Source organism: Clostridium sp. CTA-5 (genome assembly GCF_054768135.1).
The window spans coordinates 384,137-400,021 of record NZ_BAAAAT010000002.1 but is presented as its reverse complement, the minus strand read 5'-3'; the positions used below and the strand labels follow the sequence as shown (position 1 = coordinate 400,021).

General features: G+C 26.6%; 19 protein-coding genes. 16 read left to right on the top strand and 3 right to left on the bottom strand.

Features of this window, described 5'->3' with window-relative positions:
• Positions 1–342 precede the first annotated feature (342 nt).
• The 4 genes from ACYUET_RS07080 (at position 343) to ACYUET_RS07065 (ending at position 4,944) form a co-directional block, all read left to right on the top strand.
• A complete protein-coding gene (locus ACYUET_RS07080; protein WP_460278608.1) occupies positions 343–1,122 on the top strand; it encodes a hypothetical protein in 780 nt (259 codons plus the stop codon).
• A 166-nt stretch (positions 1,123–1,288) separates the two neighbouring features.
• Positions 1,289–1,696 (top strand): MarR family winged helix-turn-helix transcriptional regulator, encoded by a 408-nt coding sequence (locus tag ACYUET_RS07075; RefSeq protein ID WP_460278607.1) that lies wholly within the window; start codon positions 1,289–1,291, stop codon positions 1,694–1,696.
• Positions 1,697–1,721: 25 nt separating this feature from the next.
• Positions 1,722–3,605: an FUSC family protein gene (locus ACYUET_RS07070; RefSeq protein WP_460278606.1), complete on the top strand. Its 1,884-nt coding sequence runs from the start codon at positions 1,722–1,724 to the stop codon at positions 3,603–3,605.
• 466 nt (positions 3,606–4,071) lie between these two features.
• Positions 4,072–4,944, top strand: a complete 873-nt coding sequence (locus ACYUET_RS07065) for a PdaC/SigV domain-containing protein (protein WP_460278605.1) — start codon at positions 4,072–4,074, stop codon at positions 4,942–4,944.
• Positions 4,945–5,018: 74 nt separating this feature from the next.
• Here ACYUET_RS07065 and ACYUET_RS07060 read toward each other — a convergent pair whose 3' ends face one another.
• On the bottom strand, positions 5,019–5,273 hold the full coding sequence (locus ACYUET_RS07060; protein WP_460278604.1) for a hypothetical protein: 255 nt from the start codon (positions 5,271–5,273) through the stop codon (positions 5,019–5,021).
• Positions 5,274–5,737: 464 nt separating this feature from the next.
• On the opposite strand from ACYUET_RS07060, the gene ACYUET_RS07055 reads away from it, so the two are divergent.
• From ACYUET_RS07055 to ACYUET_RS07030, 6 genes are all read left to right on the top strand, one after another.
• On the top strand, positions 5,738–6,607 hold the full coding sequence (locus ACYUET_RS07055; RefSeq protein WP_460278603.1) for a CPBP family intramembrane glutamic endopeptidase: 870 nt from the start codon (positions 5,738–5,740) through the stop codon (positions 6,605–6,607).
• Positions 6,608–6,981: 374 nt separating this feature from the next.
• Positions 6,982–7,116, top strand: coding sequence for a hypothetical protein (locus ACYUET_RS07050; protein WP_460278602.1), 135 nt, complete (start codon positions 6,982–6,984; stop codon positions 7,114–7,116).
• A gap of 71 nt (positions 7,117–7,187) precedes the next feature.
• Entirely contained in the window at positions 7,188–7,535 is a 348-nt protein-coding gene (locus ACYUET_RS07045) for a hypothetical protein (protein WP_460278601.1), read from the top strand.
• A 259-nt stretch (positions 7,536–7,794) separates the two neighbouring features.
• Positions 7,795–8,223, top strand: a complete 429-nt coding sequence (locus tag ACYUET_RS07040; protein WP_460278600.1) for a hypothetical protein — start codon at positions 7,795–7,797, stop codon at positions 8,221–8,223.
• Positions 8,224–8,401: 178 nt separating this feature from the next.
• Positions 8,402–8,776 carry an RNA 2'-phosphotransferase gene (locus tag ACYUET_RS07035; protein WP_460278599.1) on the top strand — a complete coding sequence of 125 codons (375 nt, stop codon included), beginning with the start codon at positions 8,402–8,404 and terminating at the stop codon, positions 8,774–8,776.
• 69 nt (positions 8,777–8,845) lie between these two features.
• A complete protein-coding gene (locus ACYUET_RS07030) occupies positions 8,846–9,256 on the top strand; it encodes a GNAT family N-acetyltransferase (protein WP_460278598.1) in 411 nt (136 codons plus the stop codon).
• 329 nt (positions 9,257–9,585) lie between these two features.
• Here ACYUET_RS07030 and ACYUET_RS07025 read toward each other — a convergent pair whose 3' ends face one another.
• Entirely contained in the window at positions 9,586–9,963 is a 378-nt protein-coding gene (locus ACYUET_RS07025) for a hypothetical protein (protein WP_460278597.1), read from the bottom strand.
• 197 nt (positions 9,964–10,160) lie between these two features.
• Between ACYUET_RS07025 and ACYUET_RS07020 the strand changes: the two genes are divergently transcribed.
• From ACYUET_RS07020 to ACYUET_RS07005, 4 genes are all read left to right on the top strand, one after another.
• Positions 10,161–10,352 carry a hypothetical protein gene (locus tag ACYUET_RS07020; RefSeq protein WP_460278596.1) on the top strand — a complete coding sequence of 64 codons (192 nt, stop codon included), beginning with the start codon at positions 10,161–10,163 and terminating at the stop codon, positions 10,350–10,352.
• Between the two features lie 52 nt (positions 10,353–10,404).
• A complete protein-coding gene (locus tag ACYUET_RS07015) occupies positions 10,405–10,974 on the top strand; it encodes an L-2-amino-thiazoline-4-carboxylic acid hydrolase (protein ID WP_460278595.1) in 570 nt (189 codons plus the stop codon).
• Positions 10,975–11,218: 244 nt separating this feature from the next.
• On the top strand, positions 11,219–11,551 hold the full coding sequence (locus ACYUET_RS07010; RefSeq protein WP_460278594.1) for a hypothetical protein: 333 nt from the start codon (positions 11,219–11,221) through the stop codon (positions 11,549–11,551).
• A gap of 42 nt (positions 11,552–11,593) precedes the next feature.
• Positions 11,594–11,926 (top strand): hypothetical protein, encoded by a 333-nt coding sequence (locus ACYUET_RS07005; protein WP_460278593.1) that lies wholly within the window; start codon positions 11,594–11,596, stop codon positions 11,924–11,926.
• A gap of 1,360 nt (positions 11,927–13,286) precedes the next feature.
• Here the strand turns inward: ACYUET_RS07005 and ACYUET_RS07000 are convergent.
• Positions 13,287–13,904, bottom strand: a complete 618-nt coding sequence (locus ACYUET_RS07000; RefSeq protein ID WP_460278592.1) for a histidine phosphatase family protein — start codon at positions 13,902–13,904, stop codon at positions 13,287–13,289.
• Between the two features lie 132 nt (positions 13,905–14,036).
• Here ACYUET_RS07000 and ACYUET_RS06995 point away from each other — a divergent pair, with 132 nt between their 5' ends.
• Together ACYUET_RS06995 and ACYUET_RS06990 are read left to right on the top strand one after the other, a co-directional pair.
• Complete coding sequence (locus ACYUET_RS06995; RefSeq protein WP_460278591.1) at positions 14,037–14,918, top strand: LysR family transcriptional regulator; 882 nt, start codon at positions 14,037–14,039, stop codon at positions 14,916–14,918.
• Between the two features lie 335 nt (positions 14,919–15,253).
• Positions 15,254–15,742: a prolyl-tRNA synthetase associated domain-containing protein gene (locus tag ACYUET_RS06990; protein ID WP_460278590.1), complete on the top strand. Its 489-nt coding sequence runs from the start codon at positions 15,254–15,256 to the stop codon at positions 15,740–15,742.
• The last annotated feature ends 143 nt before the right edge of the window (positions 15,743–15,885 follow it).

Below are 15,885 nucleotides of genomic sequence, written 5' to 3'. Positions count from 1 at the left end.
GAGTATATGAAGTTTATCGTTTAAAGATTGCTCTAAAAATAACCTCAGGCGAATTTATATAATGTACAAGGAGAGATGAATTCAATGAATAGTATAATGGAAAATTATGTGAAAATCAAATATAAAGCCGCAAAAAATAATTTCTCAAAAATAATGGCAGATGTTCAGTTAAAATGTGTAAGTACCGTTATCAGCAAAGGTGTATTGTATAATGTACTTCCATACGAAAATGAGCTAAATGGAGATAAGGTAAAAGGAAAAAAGATTGCTGAGCCAATATGCAAGAATGATTGTTATCGATATTCCTTTGATGAGCAAGGGCGTATTATTCTCGTGGAGGAAATGAGTGAGTTTTTGGGACATTTTCACTATGCAACTATGTATTTTTATCATGATGATATGATAGAAACAATGTATTGGGATGCTGATACCCTCTATAATTTTACAGTTTACTTATTAGGAGAGAATGGTCCTATAGAAGTTTATTTTTGTAGTGATAAGAGTGAAGTATACAAGAAATATTACTATGAAAACGCCTGTCTTATGAAGATTGCATCCAAAACAAAACGGGACACAATAGAGATTGGAATTGATTTTAATTTTTTTTATAAATCGAATGGTATTCTGCAAAAAATTATTAGAAGTTGGGACAGTGGTGGCACAGAAGTGGTTTATACTACTGATAAAATTAACTATAAAAGGTTGGAACAAAGGCTTTTGAATGAAATGGAAAAATCTATTTTAGGTTTTACAGAACAAAATTCAGATAAGAAAATTACGTTAATGGCTTTCATGTGTTATCCTGGTCATGGATATCTTTCATTATCTGCTGATACTTGTGATTGCGTGGATAAGGATTCTCCTGCTGATTGGGAGTATGTTGATTTTGCCAGTAGTAACTTAGTAGATATACCATTAGATGATAAAGAAGAAGAAAAGGTGTTGACTACTATTGCAAAGGTTGCAGATGCTATTACAAAATTAACTGTTTTTTCAAAACTATCTAAAGCAGACGGATTCTATTGTACTATGTTTAATCACGATGAAGAATATATTGAGCAGACTAATATCAAATTGAAAAAACTGTTGAGAGACAATCCGTACTTCATTCATAGTAAATAAGTAAACTTAAGATTTAGAAGAAATTCTTAAGTAATATAAAAATAATTACTTATTTTAGAAGCCGTAGAATTAAATAAACTTGCAATATATAACTTGATTATTATTTTATAGAATGATATACTTACCTAGGTAATTGTTACCTAGGTAAGTAATTGGAGGTAGAGAAATGATTTTATATGGTCATAATGTAAATCAATTAGGAAGAAACTTTACAAAGAAATTGAATGAAAAGATTTCTCCACTTGGTTTGTATTCATCGCAGTGGGGAATAGTTTTATATTTGCATAAAAAAGGACAATGCACCCAAATTGAGTTATGTAAATATCTTGGGGTAGAAGCACCAACTATAACTAGAACCTTAGCTAGAATGGAGAAAATGGGACTTGTAGTTAGAACAGAAGGAAAAGATAAAAGGGAAAAAAATATAAAGCTAACTGAAAAGGCAAATGAAGAGTTTTCTAAATGGTATGAAGAGGCTATAAGTGTAGAACTAGAAGCTACAACTAATATTAGTGAAGAAGAATTAGATATTTTTAATAAAGTAGTAGAGAAAATGATGCTGAATTTAAATTAGACGTAAAATAAAAGGAAGAAATAATATGTATATATCTATGATTAAACAGGCATTTAAATTAAATAAAAATCCTTTCCCTTGGGAAAAGGCAATAAGTGCAGCTATATGTGGAGGTTTTCCAATACTTATTGGATTTTTATTAAATCAAACAAAATTTGGATTATTAGGTGCAATAGGAGGATTTACTTATTTATATGTGTTTAATGAACCCTATGCACAACGTGTAAAGAAAATATTTTTTATTGCTCTTGGCATTACTTTTTCAGTTACATTGGGGATTTTTGCAGCACCTTATCCAGTACTTATAATATTAATAGTAGGTTTAATTGGAATAATTGCGACTTTTATATTTGGCATATTTAAAATACCTGGACCAGCAGCCATGTTTTTTGTATTAAGCTTTACTATGACAACAGGGATTAAAATAGAGCAATCTGAAATACCAATATTTATTGGCGTTGTATTTGCTAGTAGCATGTTTTCATGGATAGTTAGCATGTTAGGATATTTTTTTAATCCTCATGGACCCGAATTAAAAAAGATTAAAGGCATGTATTTAGCTTTGGCTGAATTTGCTGAAGCTGTTGGGAATGAAGATATTAGTGTTATTAGAAATCATGTGGTTAATTCCTTAAAAGAATCAGAGGAAATTATTAATGTGGGATATATTTATTGGAAAATTTCATTTTTATTTAATCGCTTAGTTTTATTAAATAAACATGCTAATAAATTATTTTTGGAAATGCTAGAAATTCATTTAAATAGCAATGAGAAATTATCTAAAGAACTAATAGAAATGATAAGAGAATTATCAACAGGAATTGATTTGAAGGATGGGAAAACAATAAAAATAAGAAAATCAAGTGAAGAACTAGATAAAAAGTATTATAAACTAGTAGAGATAATATATGATATTGAATCCATAATTAATTTACCATTAGAATATATTGGACACAATATTGAAATTTCTAAACCATCAATAAGCACAAAACTTATTAAAGGTATCAATAAAGATTCAATAATATTTGTTAACTCAATTAGATTTGGAATAGTACTTTCAATATCAGCAATAGTAGCATTTAATTTTCCATTTGCAAGACCATATTGGATTACCTTATCCTGTGCTGCTGTAATGTGTGGAGCAACTATTATGGCAACTTTTCATAGAGCAATCCAACGTTCAGTTGGAACAATGATTGGCATAGGATTGGCTATAATTATTTTGAGCTTTGAGCCACAAGGTTTAATGGTAGTTGTAGTTAATATGTGTTTAACTGCATTGGTTGAACTTGCTATTTCTAAAAATTATGCACTAGCGGCCATATTTATTACTCCAAACTCAATACTTATTGCAGAAAATTCAACTAAAATCTATAATGTTGAATATTTTACAACAGCACGTATTACAGATATAATTGTTGGATCTGCCATAGGATTAATTGGAACATATATTATTGGACATAAATCAGCATCAAGTAAATTACCGGATCTAATGGTTAAATTGTTACGTAGTCATTTGAGAGTCTTGGTATTTTTGTGTTCAAATAATAAAGGAAATAATACAAGCCTTATAAAAGAAAAGATGGAAATGGATTTTATGAATTTTAAAATGGCTTACAACACTGCTTTAGGAGAGATTCCTAATAATCAAGAAATGCTTGAAATCATGTGGCCAGCATTTTACTCATTAGAACATAGTAGCTATTTACTTACTCAATATTGTATAGAAAAGGGACGTCTAAACTTATCTGACGAAGAACTGGCTCAAATAATACTTGTTTACGAAACAATGGCAAATGATATTGAACAAAAAAATCAAATACAACCTAGAAAAATTAATGACATAAATGAAATATCGGAATTTTGTGAAGAACTTAATACTCTTCAAGAAGCATTAAGTATAAAATGAAACTTTTGATGGGAATATTCCACCTTCAAGATTAAGCCTGCTAAAATCAATAAATGAGATTTTAGCAGGTTATTTTTATATATGTAATTGATTTTGATGAATTACCTTAAACATCAGAATAAAGTTTAAAATGTTTATCTACATAAACATATATCATGCGATTTAATCTACTATTTGTACATGGTATTTCGGAAGTATTATAGCATTTGTCTTTTTTTATCTTTAGGAAAGTAGTAAGTTTTTTTTGAAAGATAATTTAATTCTAGAACTTCATCAAATAAATTCAATTGTTTAGAGTTAATAATAGAAAACATGATGTTTACATCTATTTTGTTATATTTTGTAATGGTAATACTATTTTGATACAATGGAGGAAAATATAAATATCTAATTTAAAAAAGTTAGATAAACCAACACTTACGAAATTCTACAATTGATTATATAACTATAAAAGGAGTATATAAATATGAAATCAAAATTAATAATAATCTTAGTGATTTTATCATTAGGAATTACAAGCATATTAAATGGATGTAATAATACAACAATGGCTACTAATTCAGAAAACAAAACGGATTTATCTGGTAATCAAACAATAAATGAGTCTGAGAGTAAAAAGACAAGCAGTATAGAAAATGAAACTAAAGCTAATACCTCAAAGAAAGTAGTAGAGACAACTAAAGAAAAAGAAACTTCTAAAAATTCAACAAAGAAGTCAAATGAATATGAAATAACAAGTGAAAATTACACTAAAAATAATGTTAAAATTAATTATCCTCAAATAAAAAATTTAAATGATTCTGAAAAACTTAAATTGATTAATAAAGATTTACAAGAAGCGGCATTAAAGATTTTAGATGATTATTCTGAGGATGATCCAAATCTTATAGCCTTAACTTTAAGTATAAATTATGAAGTGAAATTAAAAAATGAAAAGTATATTTCAATAGTTTATAGAGGAGAAAGTAATGTAAAAGGGGCAGCACATCCAACTTCAATTTTTTATACAACTAATATAGATGTGGAAAAAGGAAGTAGTATAAGGCTTTCAGATTATGAAAATATAGATAATATATTAAAGAAATTAAAAGATTCAAAGAATATTAAAGTTATTGCAGAAAGTGATGAATTAGCAGAAGCACAAAGAAATTTTCTTTTAAATATTCAGGATGATAAATTAATTAATATGCTTAAAAATGCTGATTTTTATAAAGCAAATGGAGAGATACAAAGTCCTAAAAAAGGAACATATAGTTATCTTGATAAAGATGGAATAGTAATTAGTGTACAAGTTAATCATGCAATTGGAGATTATGGAGAATTTAAATTGGTTAATTAATAAAAGAAAGAGTATATGGCATAATCAACAACTACAATTTATGTTCATGTAGATGATGAAAAAAGAACTAAGTATTATCCAATTATTATATCATCTTCTGGTGTAGTTTTTGGTGAGGTATTGGAAGTACATTGTTGTTTATATTGTTCTTGTAATACTGCTAGATATTGTTGCTGAGATGCAACTGTTAACATTAAACATCCTATACCAACTATAAAATTTCCAAGAACGTTAATTTCATCAGCAGTTTTGTTTTTTGAAAGTGAAATAGCAATTGCATTAGTTAAAATTAATAAATCTTCGGGACTTAGATTATCTAAACAGGTCATTGTTGCACCTACCTATAAGAATTTTGCATATTACATATTATGATTATTGAATTAATAATATGAGTAGAAATCTACAGATTAGTTTTAAATGACAGAAGAATGGATATTGGTAGCAATCTACAATACTATCAAAGCGTACAATCGGCAGGTTTGATGCAGTAATGAATAAAAAATAATATTCTTTGAAAATAGAATTATGTGATATTTACAAAATTTTATATAAGCAAAGGAAAATAATATTAATATTTGCTTAAGAGAATTTTAAGGACAATTTAACAAAATAATGGTATTTTTTAAAATATAAGGATTTTTTTCACGAAAGAACTCAATAACCTATGATTTTAAAATTAGAATATATAAGTTCTAATAAAGTTTGTTAATTAATATAAATCTTAGAATATTTATAAATAATATGAATTACCAGTATAGTGAGCAATCTATATATATTAAGAGAGGAAATTATTATGAATACAAAATTACAACAAAATATCCAACATAGTTTTACTAGTAAAAAGGTAATACGTGCTATTATTTTAGGAATTACATCAATAATATTAGCACAAGAAATAAGTAGGTTAGTATATAGATTACGATTACCAGATACAATATCACCAATATTATCTAGTATATTGTATATTGTACTTTCATATAATTTTATTAGATTATGTTGCACAAAGATATTACATATTTCTATGAATGAATGTTTTATTGGAAAGCCTAGGATAAAGATAACTTGGTTAATAATTGCAATTGTATTACCAGTAACAGTAACAGCTATTTTATTATGTTTTCCTGGTGAATTAATAAAAAATCATATTAATACATTTCAATCAGCAAGTATAATAGTGCGTGCTATCTTTAGTGCTGGTTTGGGGGCAGGTATTGTTGAGGAAATGGTTTTTAGGGGGATGATAATGAAAGCTTTTGATAAGCGCTTTGGAAAAATGACAGCTATTATTCTTCCGTCTTTTATTTTTGGGCTAATACACTTAATTGGGATGAAAATGGATATTATTAGTATATTATTACTTCTTATTGCTGGCACTAGTGTCGGTATTATGTTCTCGCTAATTGTATATGAAAGTGGTTCTGTATGGTGTAGTGCTATTGTCCATGGAATTTGGAATGTAATTATAATAGGTAGAATTTTAAATATTAGTGGTGTTTATAATGATAAAGCTATTTATTCTTATAAATTAGTGTCAGAGTCAGTTATATTAACAGGTGGAGAATTTGGAATAGAGTCATCAATAGTTCCTGTATTAGGTTATATTGTTGTTATTGCTTTTACATTGTTTTTAATGAAAAGAAAAGTTAAAAACTGTAACAATTAATATTTTTAGAAGCATTTAGGATTTAATTATCTTAGGTGTTTTTTTTGTACAAACTAATTATAGAATTTTTAAAGTCTTAACTCTTGATAAAATCTACTGTTAGAGATTTTTTAAAATTAATAATTAAGAATAAAAATTTTAAAAAGAAAATTAAAAAATAAATATAAAATTTTGATTCTCATTTTAATTGTTCATTCTAAAGTTTTTATTATCACTTATTTTTAGGTGTAATATAATTTAAACCATTTTGTCCCTTATAATCTAATCCAAGTAAAGATAACCATAATTTAGACGATAATAACAAATGTAATTGTAAAAAAGCGTAACAATTAATATATTAAATTATTTTATAACAAAAAGGAGGGGGAGAATTAATGAATAGTGTAATATTAAGTTTTATTCCATTAATAATATTTGGAATCCCAGCTTTAGTAGTATGGGGACTAGGAATTTATGCTCTTGTCTTATTAATTAAAGCTTTGAAGATTTATATCAAGAAAAATTCTTAGTAAAGTAAAAGTATGAATTAAATCAAGTACATTAAAACATAAGGTGATAATTACAAAAAGGAGAGAACATTTTGAGTAATTTAAAACATACCAAAATAGGAATTTCATCATTTATTCTTACATTAACTGTGATAATATTTTTTAGCATTATAATTATACGAGATATTTTATTTCCTATTTCTTTTTCAAAAGCAGAGACTTCACAAATTTCAACTCTGCCATTAAAAATAGACTTAGTAAGAGAAACATTAATAATAACTGCAATTTCTTTTAGTAGTTTCATATTAGGGATAATTTCTATATTTCAAAAAGGTTCAAAAAAAATACTTCCTAAGATTGCTATTATTATAAGTGGATTATTTTTAATTCCAGTGATATTAGGATTAGTTAAAGGTATATTTTTGAGTTTAACTATGTAATTAATCATATAAAATTTAAATTCGAAAATAATTATTTTAATAATAATGCAACTGGTAATGTTACAAGATAGATTAACATTAATCTAAAGTATAGAGAAAAATTTTGTGAATTTAGGATGTGAATAATAACAAATGTAATTGTAAAAAAGCATAACAATTAATCTTCATACTGTAATACATTCATAACAAGGTAAAAGAATATTTTCATATTATTATAATGCAATATTAAAATAGAATTAGTGATAAGAAAGGTGAAATGATGAGAAGAAAATTATTTGGTTTTGGAGGATTTATATTAATTAACATAATGTTATATGTTTATATTTTAAAAGTGTTTTTGCCAGCTTTAAATAATATTGGTGGCTATGAAAATGAGGCAGTAGGTCCCACAAGTTGGCAGGTACTGCAAGCATTAAGCGTAATTGCACCTGCTATTTTGATTTACTTTGTTGCCGTTTATTTGTTTTATTACTTTAAAATTACAGGACTTAATAAATTTGTTTTTCCTATCCTTGTTTTTACATTTTATTTATTATTTATTTTTTTAGGTATTGTCGTATGTGGTGGAGCATTTGGGTGGATAGGATTATTAACATTTATACCAGCTATTATAGTATTGTTGTTGTCAGTTTTTTGGGGTTGGAAATATGATAAAAAATATAAAAATCAACAAAAATATAACTTGTAATATTATCACAAACAAAATGTCATAATGCGAAGCTCATCAAATTACAACTATTGGGTTAGTTTACTTCGTTTCATTCTTAAATTATGAAATAATGGAACTCTTGAAAAGGGGTTCCATTATTATATACTATATTATCAACACTATTCATTAACATAGCCTAAAATAAATATCACAGATATTGAAAGAAGATAACAAACAAAGATATTTTTTTAATGAAAATAAAACAAAAATTAAAGCAAATCAAGGACATTCTATTGAAGTTAATCTTAAATTAGAGGCAATAAAACCTTCGAACATATTATATCATGGAACATCAACTAAAGCTGTTAATGGCATATATTGTAGTGGAATAGATAAAATGAAGAGGCAATATGTTCATCTATCATCAGATATTGAAACAGCTACTAAGGTAGGTAAAAGGCATGGTAATTTAATTATTTTCGAGATTGACAGTCAGCAGATGTATAAAGATGGTTATAATTTTTATTTATCAAAAAACAAATTATGGTTAACTGATTATGTTCCAGTTAAATATTTAAGAATAGTAAATTAGTGTGTAACAAACATAATATAAAATAAACAATAAAAATATTTTAGTAACGCTTTATAGGGGGCTTTTACAATGGAAATAATTGAAGATGAATACATATTTACAGACAACACTACTCTGATTAATTTAGATGAGGTTTGTAACTTATTAAGGCAATCTCATTGGGGTAAAAATCGACCTGTTGAAACCATTGCTAAAACGATTGAAACTTCACTTTGTTTTGCAATTTATCACAATGATATACAAATTGGGTTTGCAAGAGTCGTAAGTGATTATGCTGTCTACAGTCTAATATTAGATGTAATTATTGATGAAAAATATAGGGGTAATGGCTTGGGAAAAAAACTAATTGAATTTATAAATAACCATCCAAGTATAAAAGATACAAGTAAAGTTCTTTGGACAAAATATGCTGAAAGATTATATTTGAAGTGCGGATTTAAAGAAGAAGATTGTTATAAATTTATGTTTAATAGACCTTAATTAAAATACCGTTGCGACAGAATATTTCTTACAGTATGAATCACTAAAAATGAATAGTAAATTGTAAAATTGTATTATTCAAGAGATTGAATTTACGATTTTTTTAGTGCGTAATTCTAATAAGGTATGTAATAGGGAGGATATATAAGTAATAGATTTTTTGGATATATTACTTTAAGTGTAGAAGATATATTTTTAATAAATGTTAGAAATATAATTTCGGTCATAATAGTTTGAGAATATGTTTGTGCAATAACTTTTGATGAAAAAAAATGTTCAATCACTGTTGATAGGGATTGAACATCACAAATAAAAATTTATTTCTTTGTTTATGCTTCAGGTAGAAAGCCACCTTTTGCTTTAGTTTCTACTTCAGTTGGAAAGCCACTTCTTATCTTAGTCCATATTCGTGTATTGTAAGCAAGAGAAGAAGAAACTTGTTGGATTGTCATAGGATCTATTACTTGTAAAGATAATACCCCAATTGAATCTTGAAATGTTTGAGGTACATCAACCCATTGACCTACGATACTTGAACCTAAAAGATATCCAGTAAATATATTTGAAAAGACAGGAGAAAACACGTTAGTAGATGCCCAAAAAATTTGAGTACCAGATCCAAGTGTTACTTGTCTTAAATAAGTCACTGATCCATCGTTACCTTTCCAAGTCCCAGTTAAATCTATATTTTGTTCAATATCAGGCATAAATATTTTACCTCCATTTGTTATAGTAACTTTATTACAATATATTCACAGCATAAATCTTTTGTTACAATGAGAAAAGTTTTAATTATTTAATTGATGTCCTGTGCGAATTGAAAAATCAGCACAACTTAAAAGAAATGAATTGCTGTACATTTCAACAAGCGGATGAGGTGATAAATTAGAGAAAAAACTTGTTAATGCAATATGGCATAAGGATAGTAGAAACAGTAGTGAAAGAATTATCTGACTACTACAATGATTTTAGATTGTATTTAAGACTACATAAGACAGGGTATAAGTTTTATGTGGCTATAAGAAGATGTAAAGAACATGGAATAAATGATAAGTTAAATAATTTGGTATATCCTAAATATTATATAATTGATTAATAATTGTAATTATATAAAATATTAACGTGAATCAATTTAGAGGGTGAAAAATGTGAAAGGTTTTTTAATTAATGAATTTGGACAAGAACAAGGAGAAAAAATATACAAACATCAGCAAGAGAAACTTAAAAGACTTATAAAACTAAGTAGTACAGGAAAAAGTAAAGGACAGTTAGAAACTCTAAAGAATAGTATTCTTCCTAGAATAGCACTTTACAAAGTTTTGCAAGATATCTCTCAATATAAGGAATTAGCTTTGCAAATTGTAGAGAAAGTATTTTTGCTAGATTTACAGAAAGTTATATTGAATCTTCAAAAGATGGAAAAAAGCGAGTGTTTTTTTGAAATTTTACGTATGAATTTTAGTGAATCATTAAAAAGTGACAATTGGGAAAGTACAATTGTACAAAATGATAATAATTCAATGGTGTTTATTATGAAAAAATGTATATGGAATGATACTTGCATAGAGATGAATTGTCCTGAAATGTGTCAAATTTTTTGCAAAGGTGATATTGAATGCTATAGTACTATAAAAAAGATAAGTTTTGAGAGAACACAAACATTAGGGTGCAACGGAAAATATTGTGATTTTAAATTTATAAATAATGAAATCAAGTAAATAATATTTTATAGAAACACTTAAGATTTAATTATCTTAGGTGCTTTTTTATATGCAATTTGTAAAAATGACGTAGCAACTAATAATAATGTTCTTTGAAAATTGAATAATGTGATACTTACAATATATAAATTGATTAGTAATGATAATTAAATGTGAACTAATACTTATTATCGTTAGCTCTAAAAGTATATGAATATTAATATATTTATTACGTAAAATAAAACTGAAAGGTGGGCGAATGATGAAAAGATTTGCTGTTATATTCTTAATTTTTTTATGTTTAACATTTAATGTAATTGGATCAGTATCTGTATTCGCAGTTGGAAATATATTTTCTCAAGGTATTTATAAATTATCTGATTTTGGCGTTCCAAATACCGGTATTTTTACCATTCAAAATGTTTCACAAACCGAAGGTATGTATTTATATATTTTAGATGAAAATCAAGTTGTAATGGAATCAATACGATTAATACCAAGCATACAAAAACTTGATACAATACCTATCAAGTCTAACTATATCATTTTAATAATTGGTAAAGGAGAAGTATATATTACTCCAAGGTCAGCATAAATGGTGACTTTGTTTAACACTTTAATTTAAGGGGATGTATTTATGAAGAAGTTTACTATTTTATTCTTAATTTTTTTATGTTTATTCTCTAATACAATCGGATTAAAACCTGCATTTTCAGTTTCCAATACCTTTAAGCAAGGTATTTATAACTTGTCTGATTTTGAGATTGCATCAGGTAATATTTATACTGTTAGTAATATTTCAAAAACTAATAGTGTCCGTGTGATGATTTTTAATAAAAATTATATTCCAATTCAAGATTTACAACTAGAGCCTAATTCATCAAATGTCGATACAGTACCCATGACGTCTGAGTACACATTTGTAGTAACTGGTGGCGGTGAAGTAACTATCACTCCAAAATCAGCATAAATAGTGACTTTGTTTAACTCTTAATTAAAAATTATCACAGCCTTTCAAAGAAAAAAAGATAAGTTGTATTAGCTATTGGATTCTTATATTTATTGAAATTTTTAGTAAATGAAACTTTAAAGACTATTCTTGTAACATAATAGTTTTATATTATTAATAAATAGAAACAAGTAACAAATTGTAAAATCACATTATTCAAGAGATTGAGTTTGTGATTTTTTTAGTGCGTAATACTACAAGAGTGTATAAGTTAACTAGAATATTAAACATTTTATTTTACCAGCCATGAATTTATATAAAACTCTTTAATCTATTGAAATTACAGGGCTGAAGTGATCTTTGAAAATTTTTCTTAGAATTTCATAATCGGTTGGGAAAGTTTTCTTGAAACCTTGAAATTTCAATACCTTAATGATATTATTGATTTTAGAGAATGGCTATTTTACTTTAGGTTTAACCTTAACATGAGATGTATTTAAATTTATTAAGTTCATCCCAACGTAACCACGCTGATGCTGTTTAACCTTAACATGAGATGTATTTAAATGTAGATTCAGCATTTTTAGCTCTGTTTATTTCAACAGTTTAACCTTAACATGAGATGTACAAGAGAATATCCTTATAGCTATAATTTTGATTTTATAGATATAAGGATATTTCTATTTTTAACTCTTAATAATGTTATAGAACCAGTTACTAGTAATGTTACAAGATAGATTAATATTGTAATCATGACGGTAAATTAGAGGCCTATTTAAGGTCAAAACAATATGATATTTATATGGTGTGGTATAATTAAATTATAATGTTAATATATACCAATAATTTTATTATTCAAGAAAGGATTATATATTATGTTTAATAAAAACGCCAACAATAGAAATTCCTTAAATAATACTATTGTAAATATAGTTGTCTCCATTTTATGGGTTGTATTAATCTGTACAATAATTAGTTCAATTATAATATGGGAAAAAACAAGTGATTTGGTGTATATTATATCAGGAGTTATTGGGACACTAGGAATTTTATTTAATATATGCCTTCTATCGAAAGAAAAATCAAGAAAAAGTAAATAATATTATATTTAGCAGGAAGAATAGGTAATCCTCTAATTTAACACTTTTATTAAATAAATCAACAAAAATAAGTAACAGATTAAAATATCACATTATTTTAGTAGTGTGATATTTTTTTGTTGTGTAATACTAAAAAAGTGTACAATCTGTATATTTGATGTAACAACTAATAAAATAATCATTCACTGGTTTATTATTAGGATGTTTAGAAGTAAGTCAATAATTAGTAAAGAGAAAATATTTATTGCATTAGTAAGTAGCCACCAGATGGTGGCTACTTACTATCTGTAATGAGATATATCTCCATACAATAAGATTTTAGATAACCCATCTTGGATAGATACTTTTGAAAGGCTAGCTGGCTCTATATCTGGATTATTACAAATACTATTTACATCCTGATTTTTAAAATGTGACATAATAACTTTTAACGTAATTCTATGAGTTACAATGATGATTTTTTTACCTTGATTCAAATTAATAATATCTTTAATTTTAGGTATAACTCTATCTTTTAATTCGTGATAAGATTCACCTTCATCAGTTGGAGTATATATTAGAGGATTATTCCAAAAGTCAATCCATGCTTTTGGGTAACTGTTAATTATATCTGATTGTTTCATTCCTTCCCATTTTCCCATATGAATTTCTCTTAGTTCTTTTGCTGTATGCATAGGAATATTTCGATTGCCTTTGATAATATTAGCAGTGTCATAAGCACGTTTGCTTTCACTACAATATATTAAATCAAATTTTTCGTTAGCGAGTCTATCATGTAGTTTTTGTGCTTGATTTATGCCAAGTTTTGTTAGAGGTGAATCTTTATGTCCTTGCATTCGTGTTTGCAGATTCCACTCTGTTTGTCCATGTCTAATTAAATAAATAATAGTTTGTACCATATTTTCCTCCTATATATTTCTTATAAAAAATGCCGGCAATAATTTATAAGAAAAGTATACCAAAGGATAATATATATGTATAATATATTATATTGTTATATTCATAAATAAAATATATGAATGGAGTAAGATATGAATTTACATGGATTAAGATTGTTTTATATAGTAGCTAAAGCAGGTAGTGTAACAGTTGCAGCAGAGCAATTAAAAATTAGTCAGCCAGCGATTACAGCACAGATTAAAAAATTTGAAAAAGAAAATGGTATTACATTATTTTTACCGCAAGGTAGAGGGATTCGTTTAAGTGAAATAGGTAAGAAAGTGGTAGAAGAGGCAGATTTGATTTTTAAAATAGAGAATAGAATAGAAACGCTGATATATAATTACAAACAAGGTAAAAATGGTACTTTGAAAATAGCAGGTAATTATCTTTCAACTAATTTTTTGATACCTATGTGGGTAACAAAATTGAAACAAGAGAATGAGGATGTCAATATTGAAATTAATACCATGAATACTGAAGATGCTATTAGGCATCTTATTTCATACGAGGTTGATGTCGCAATCTTAGGAAGTGGAGCAATGAAATATATAGATAAAATAAATTCTATTAAAATAATGGATGATGATTTATGGTTCGTGGCTTCAACAAATCACAAATATGCCAATAAGAAAGTTAGTTTAGCTGATATTATGTTGGAACCATTCATAATGAGGGAAAAAGGAAGTTATGCAAGAATATTTTTGGAGTCTCTTTGTTATACTTATGGTATTAGATTGCCCAAAATAGCAATTGAATTCAATGGATTGCATGAAACTCTTATGGCTTCTACATTTGGCTATGGTGTTAGTTTTTGCTCATCAATAGCGGCTAAAGAATTTATTGATATGAGGAAATTATCAAGAATTTATATAGATAACATTAATCTTAAAAATAAAATTGTTATTTGTGTACGTAAAAATGAAGAAGTTCCGAGCTTAGTTAAAAACTTTATTTCTGTTATAGACTCTTAGGTGCTAGATAATTTAGTGTTATGCTCGCTTAGAGGAAATAAAAAAGTGATTGTATAAATTTTTTTATAAACTAATAAAAAGAAATAATACTTAAAAATGGAATTAATTAGAAAAAATGTGATATTTTTTGATGCATCATTCTAGGAAAGTGTACAATCTGTATAAAATGGAACATAACTATCATAAATGAAAACACGAGCAATGCCCTTTGAAATTTGAATAATATGGTATTAAAATATGTTATAATTGTTTAAAAACACAGAAAGACTTGGGTTTAAGTGGGAAATGAAATAATAATAAATTTCATGTGTTGAGATGAATGGGGGCATACGAAAATGTTAAAAAAGTCAAAAGAAGTTTATGATTTCTTAAATAGGATGGAGATTAGGTTTAAATTTATTGAGCATAAGGAAGTATATAATATTGATGAGATGATGGAACTTAACTTGCCTGACACCGATGTTATAGCAAAGAATCTATTTGTTAGAGATGATAAAAAACGTGATTATTATCTATTGGTTATCCGGAATGAAAAGAAGGTTAACTTAAAAAAGTTAAAAGAGAAAATTTGTTCAAGACCTCTTAGCTTTGCTTCTGAAAACGATCTAAATTCTATTTTAGGGCTTTCTAAGGGTTCTGTAACACCCTTGGGTATAATCAATGATGATGAGCGAAAAGTAAAGGTAATATTAGATAATACATTTAATGAAAGTCTTATAGGGATTCACCCAAATGAAAATACAGCAACAATATGGTTGAATGTAGTAGATTTAGTGAGGATAATTAAACAGCATGGTAATTCTGTAGAGTTTATAGAGATTTAAGACCTTAAATTTCAGTTTCTTATTCGTACATTATTGAGTTTGAAAATAAATAACATATTAAAATACCGTATTATTCAAAAAATGAATATTCGGTATTTTTATTCGTAATTCAAATACAATGTCAACTAATAACTTGTTATACA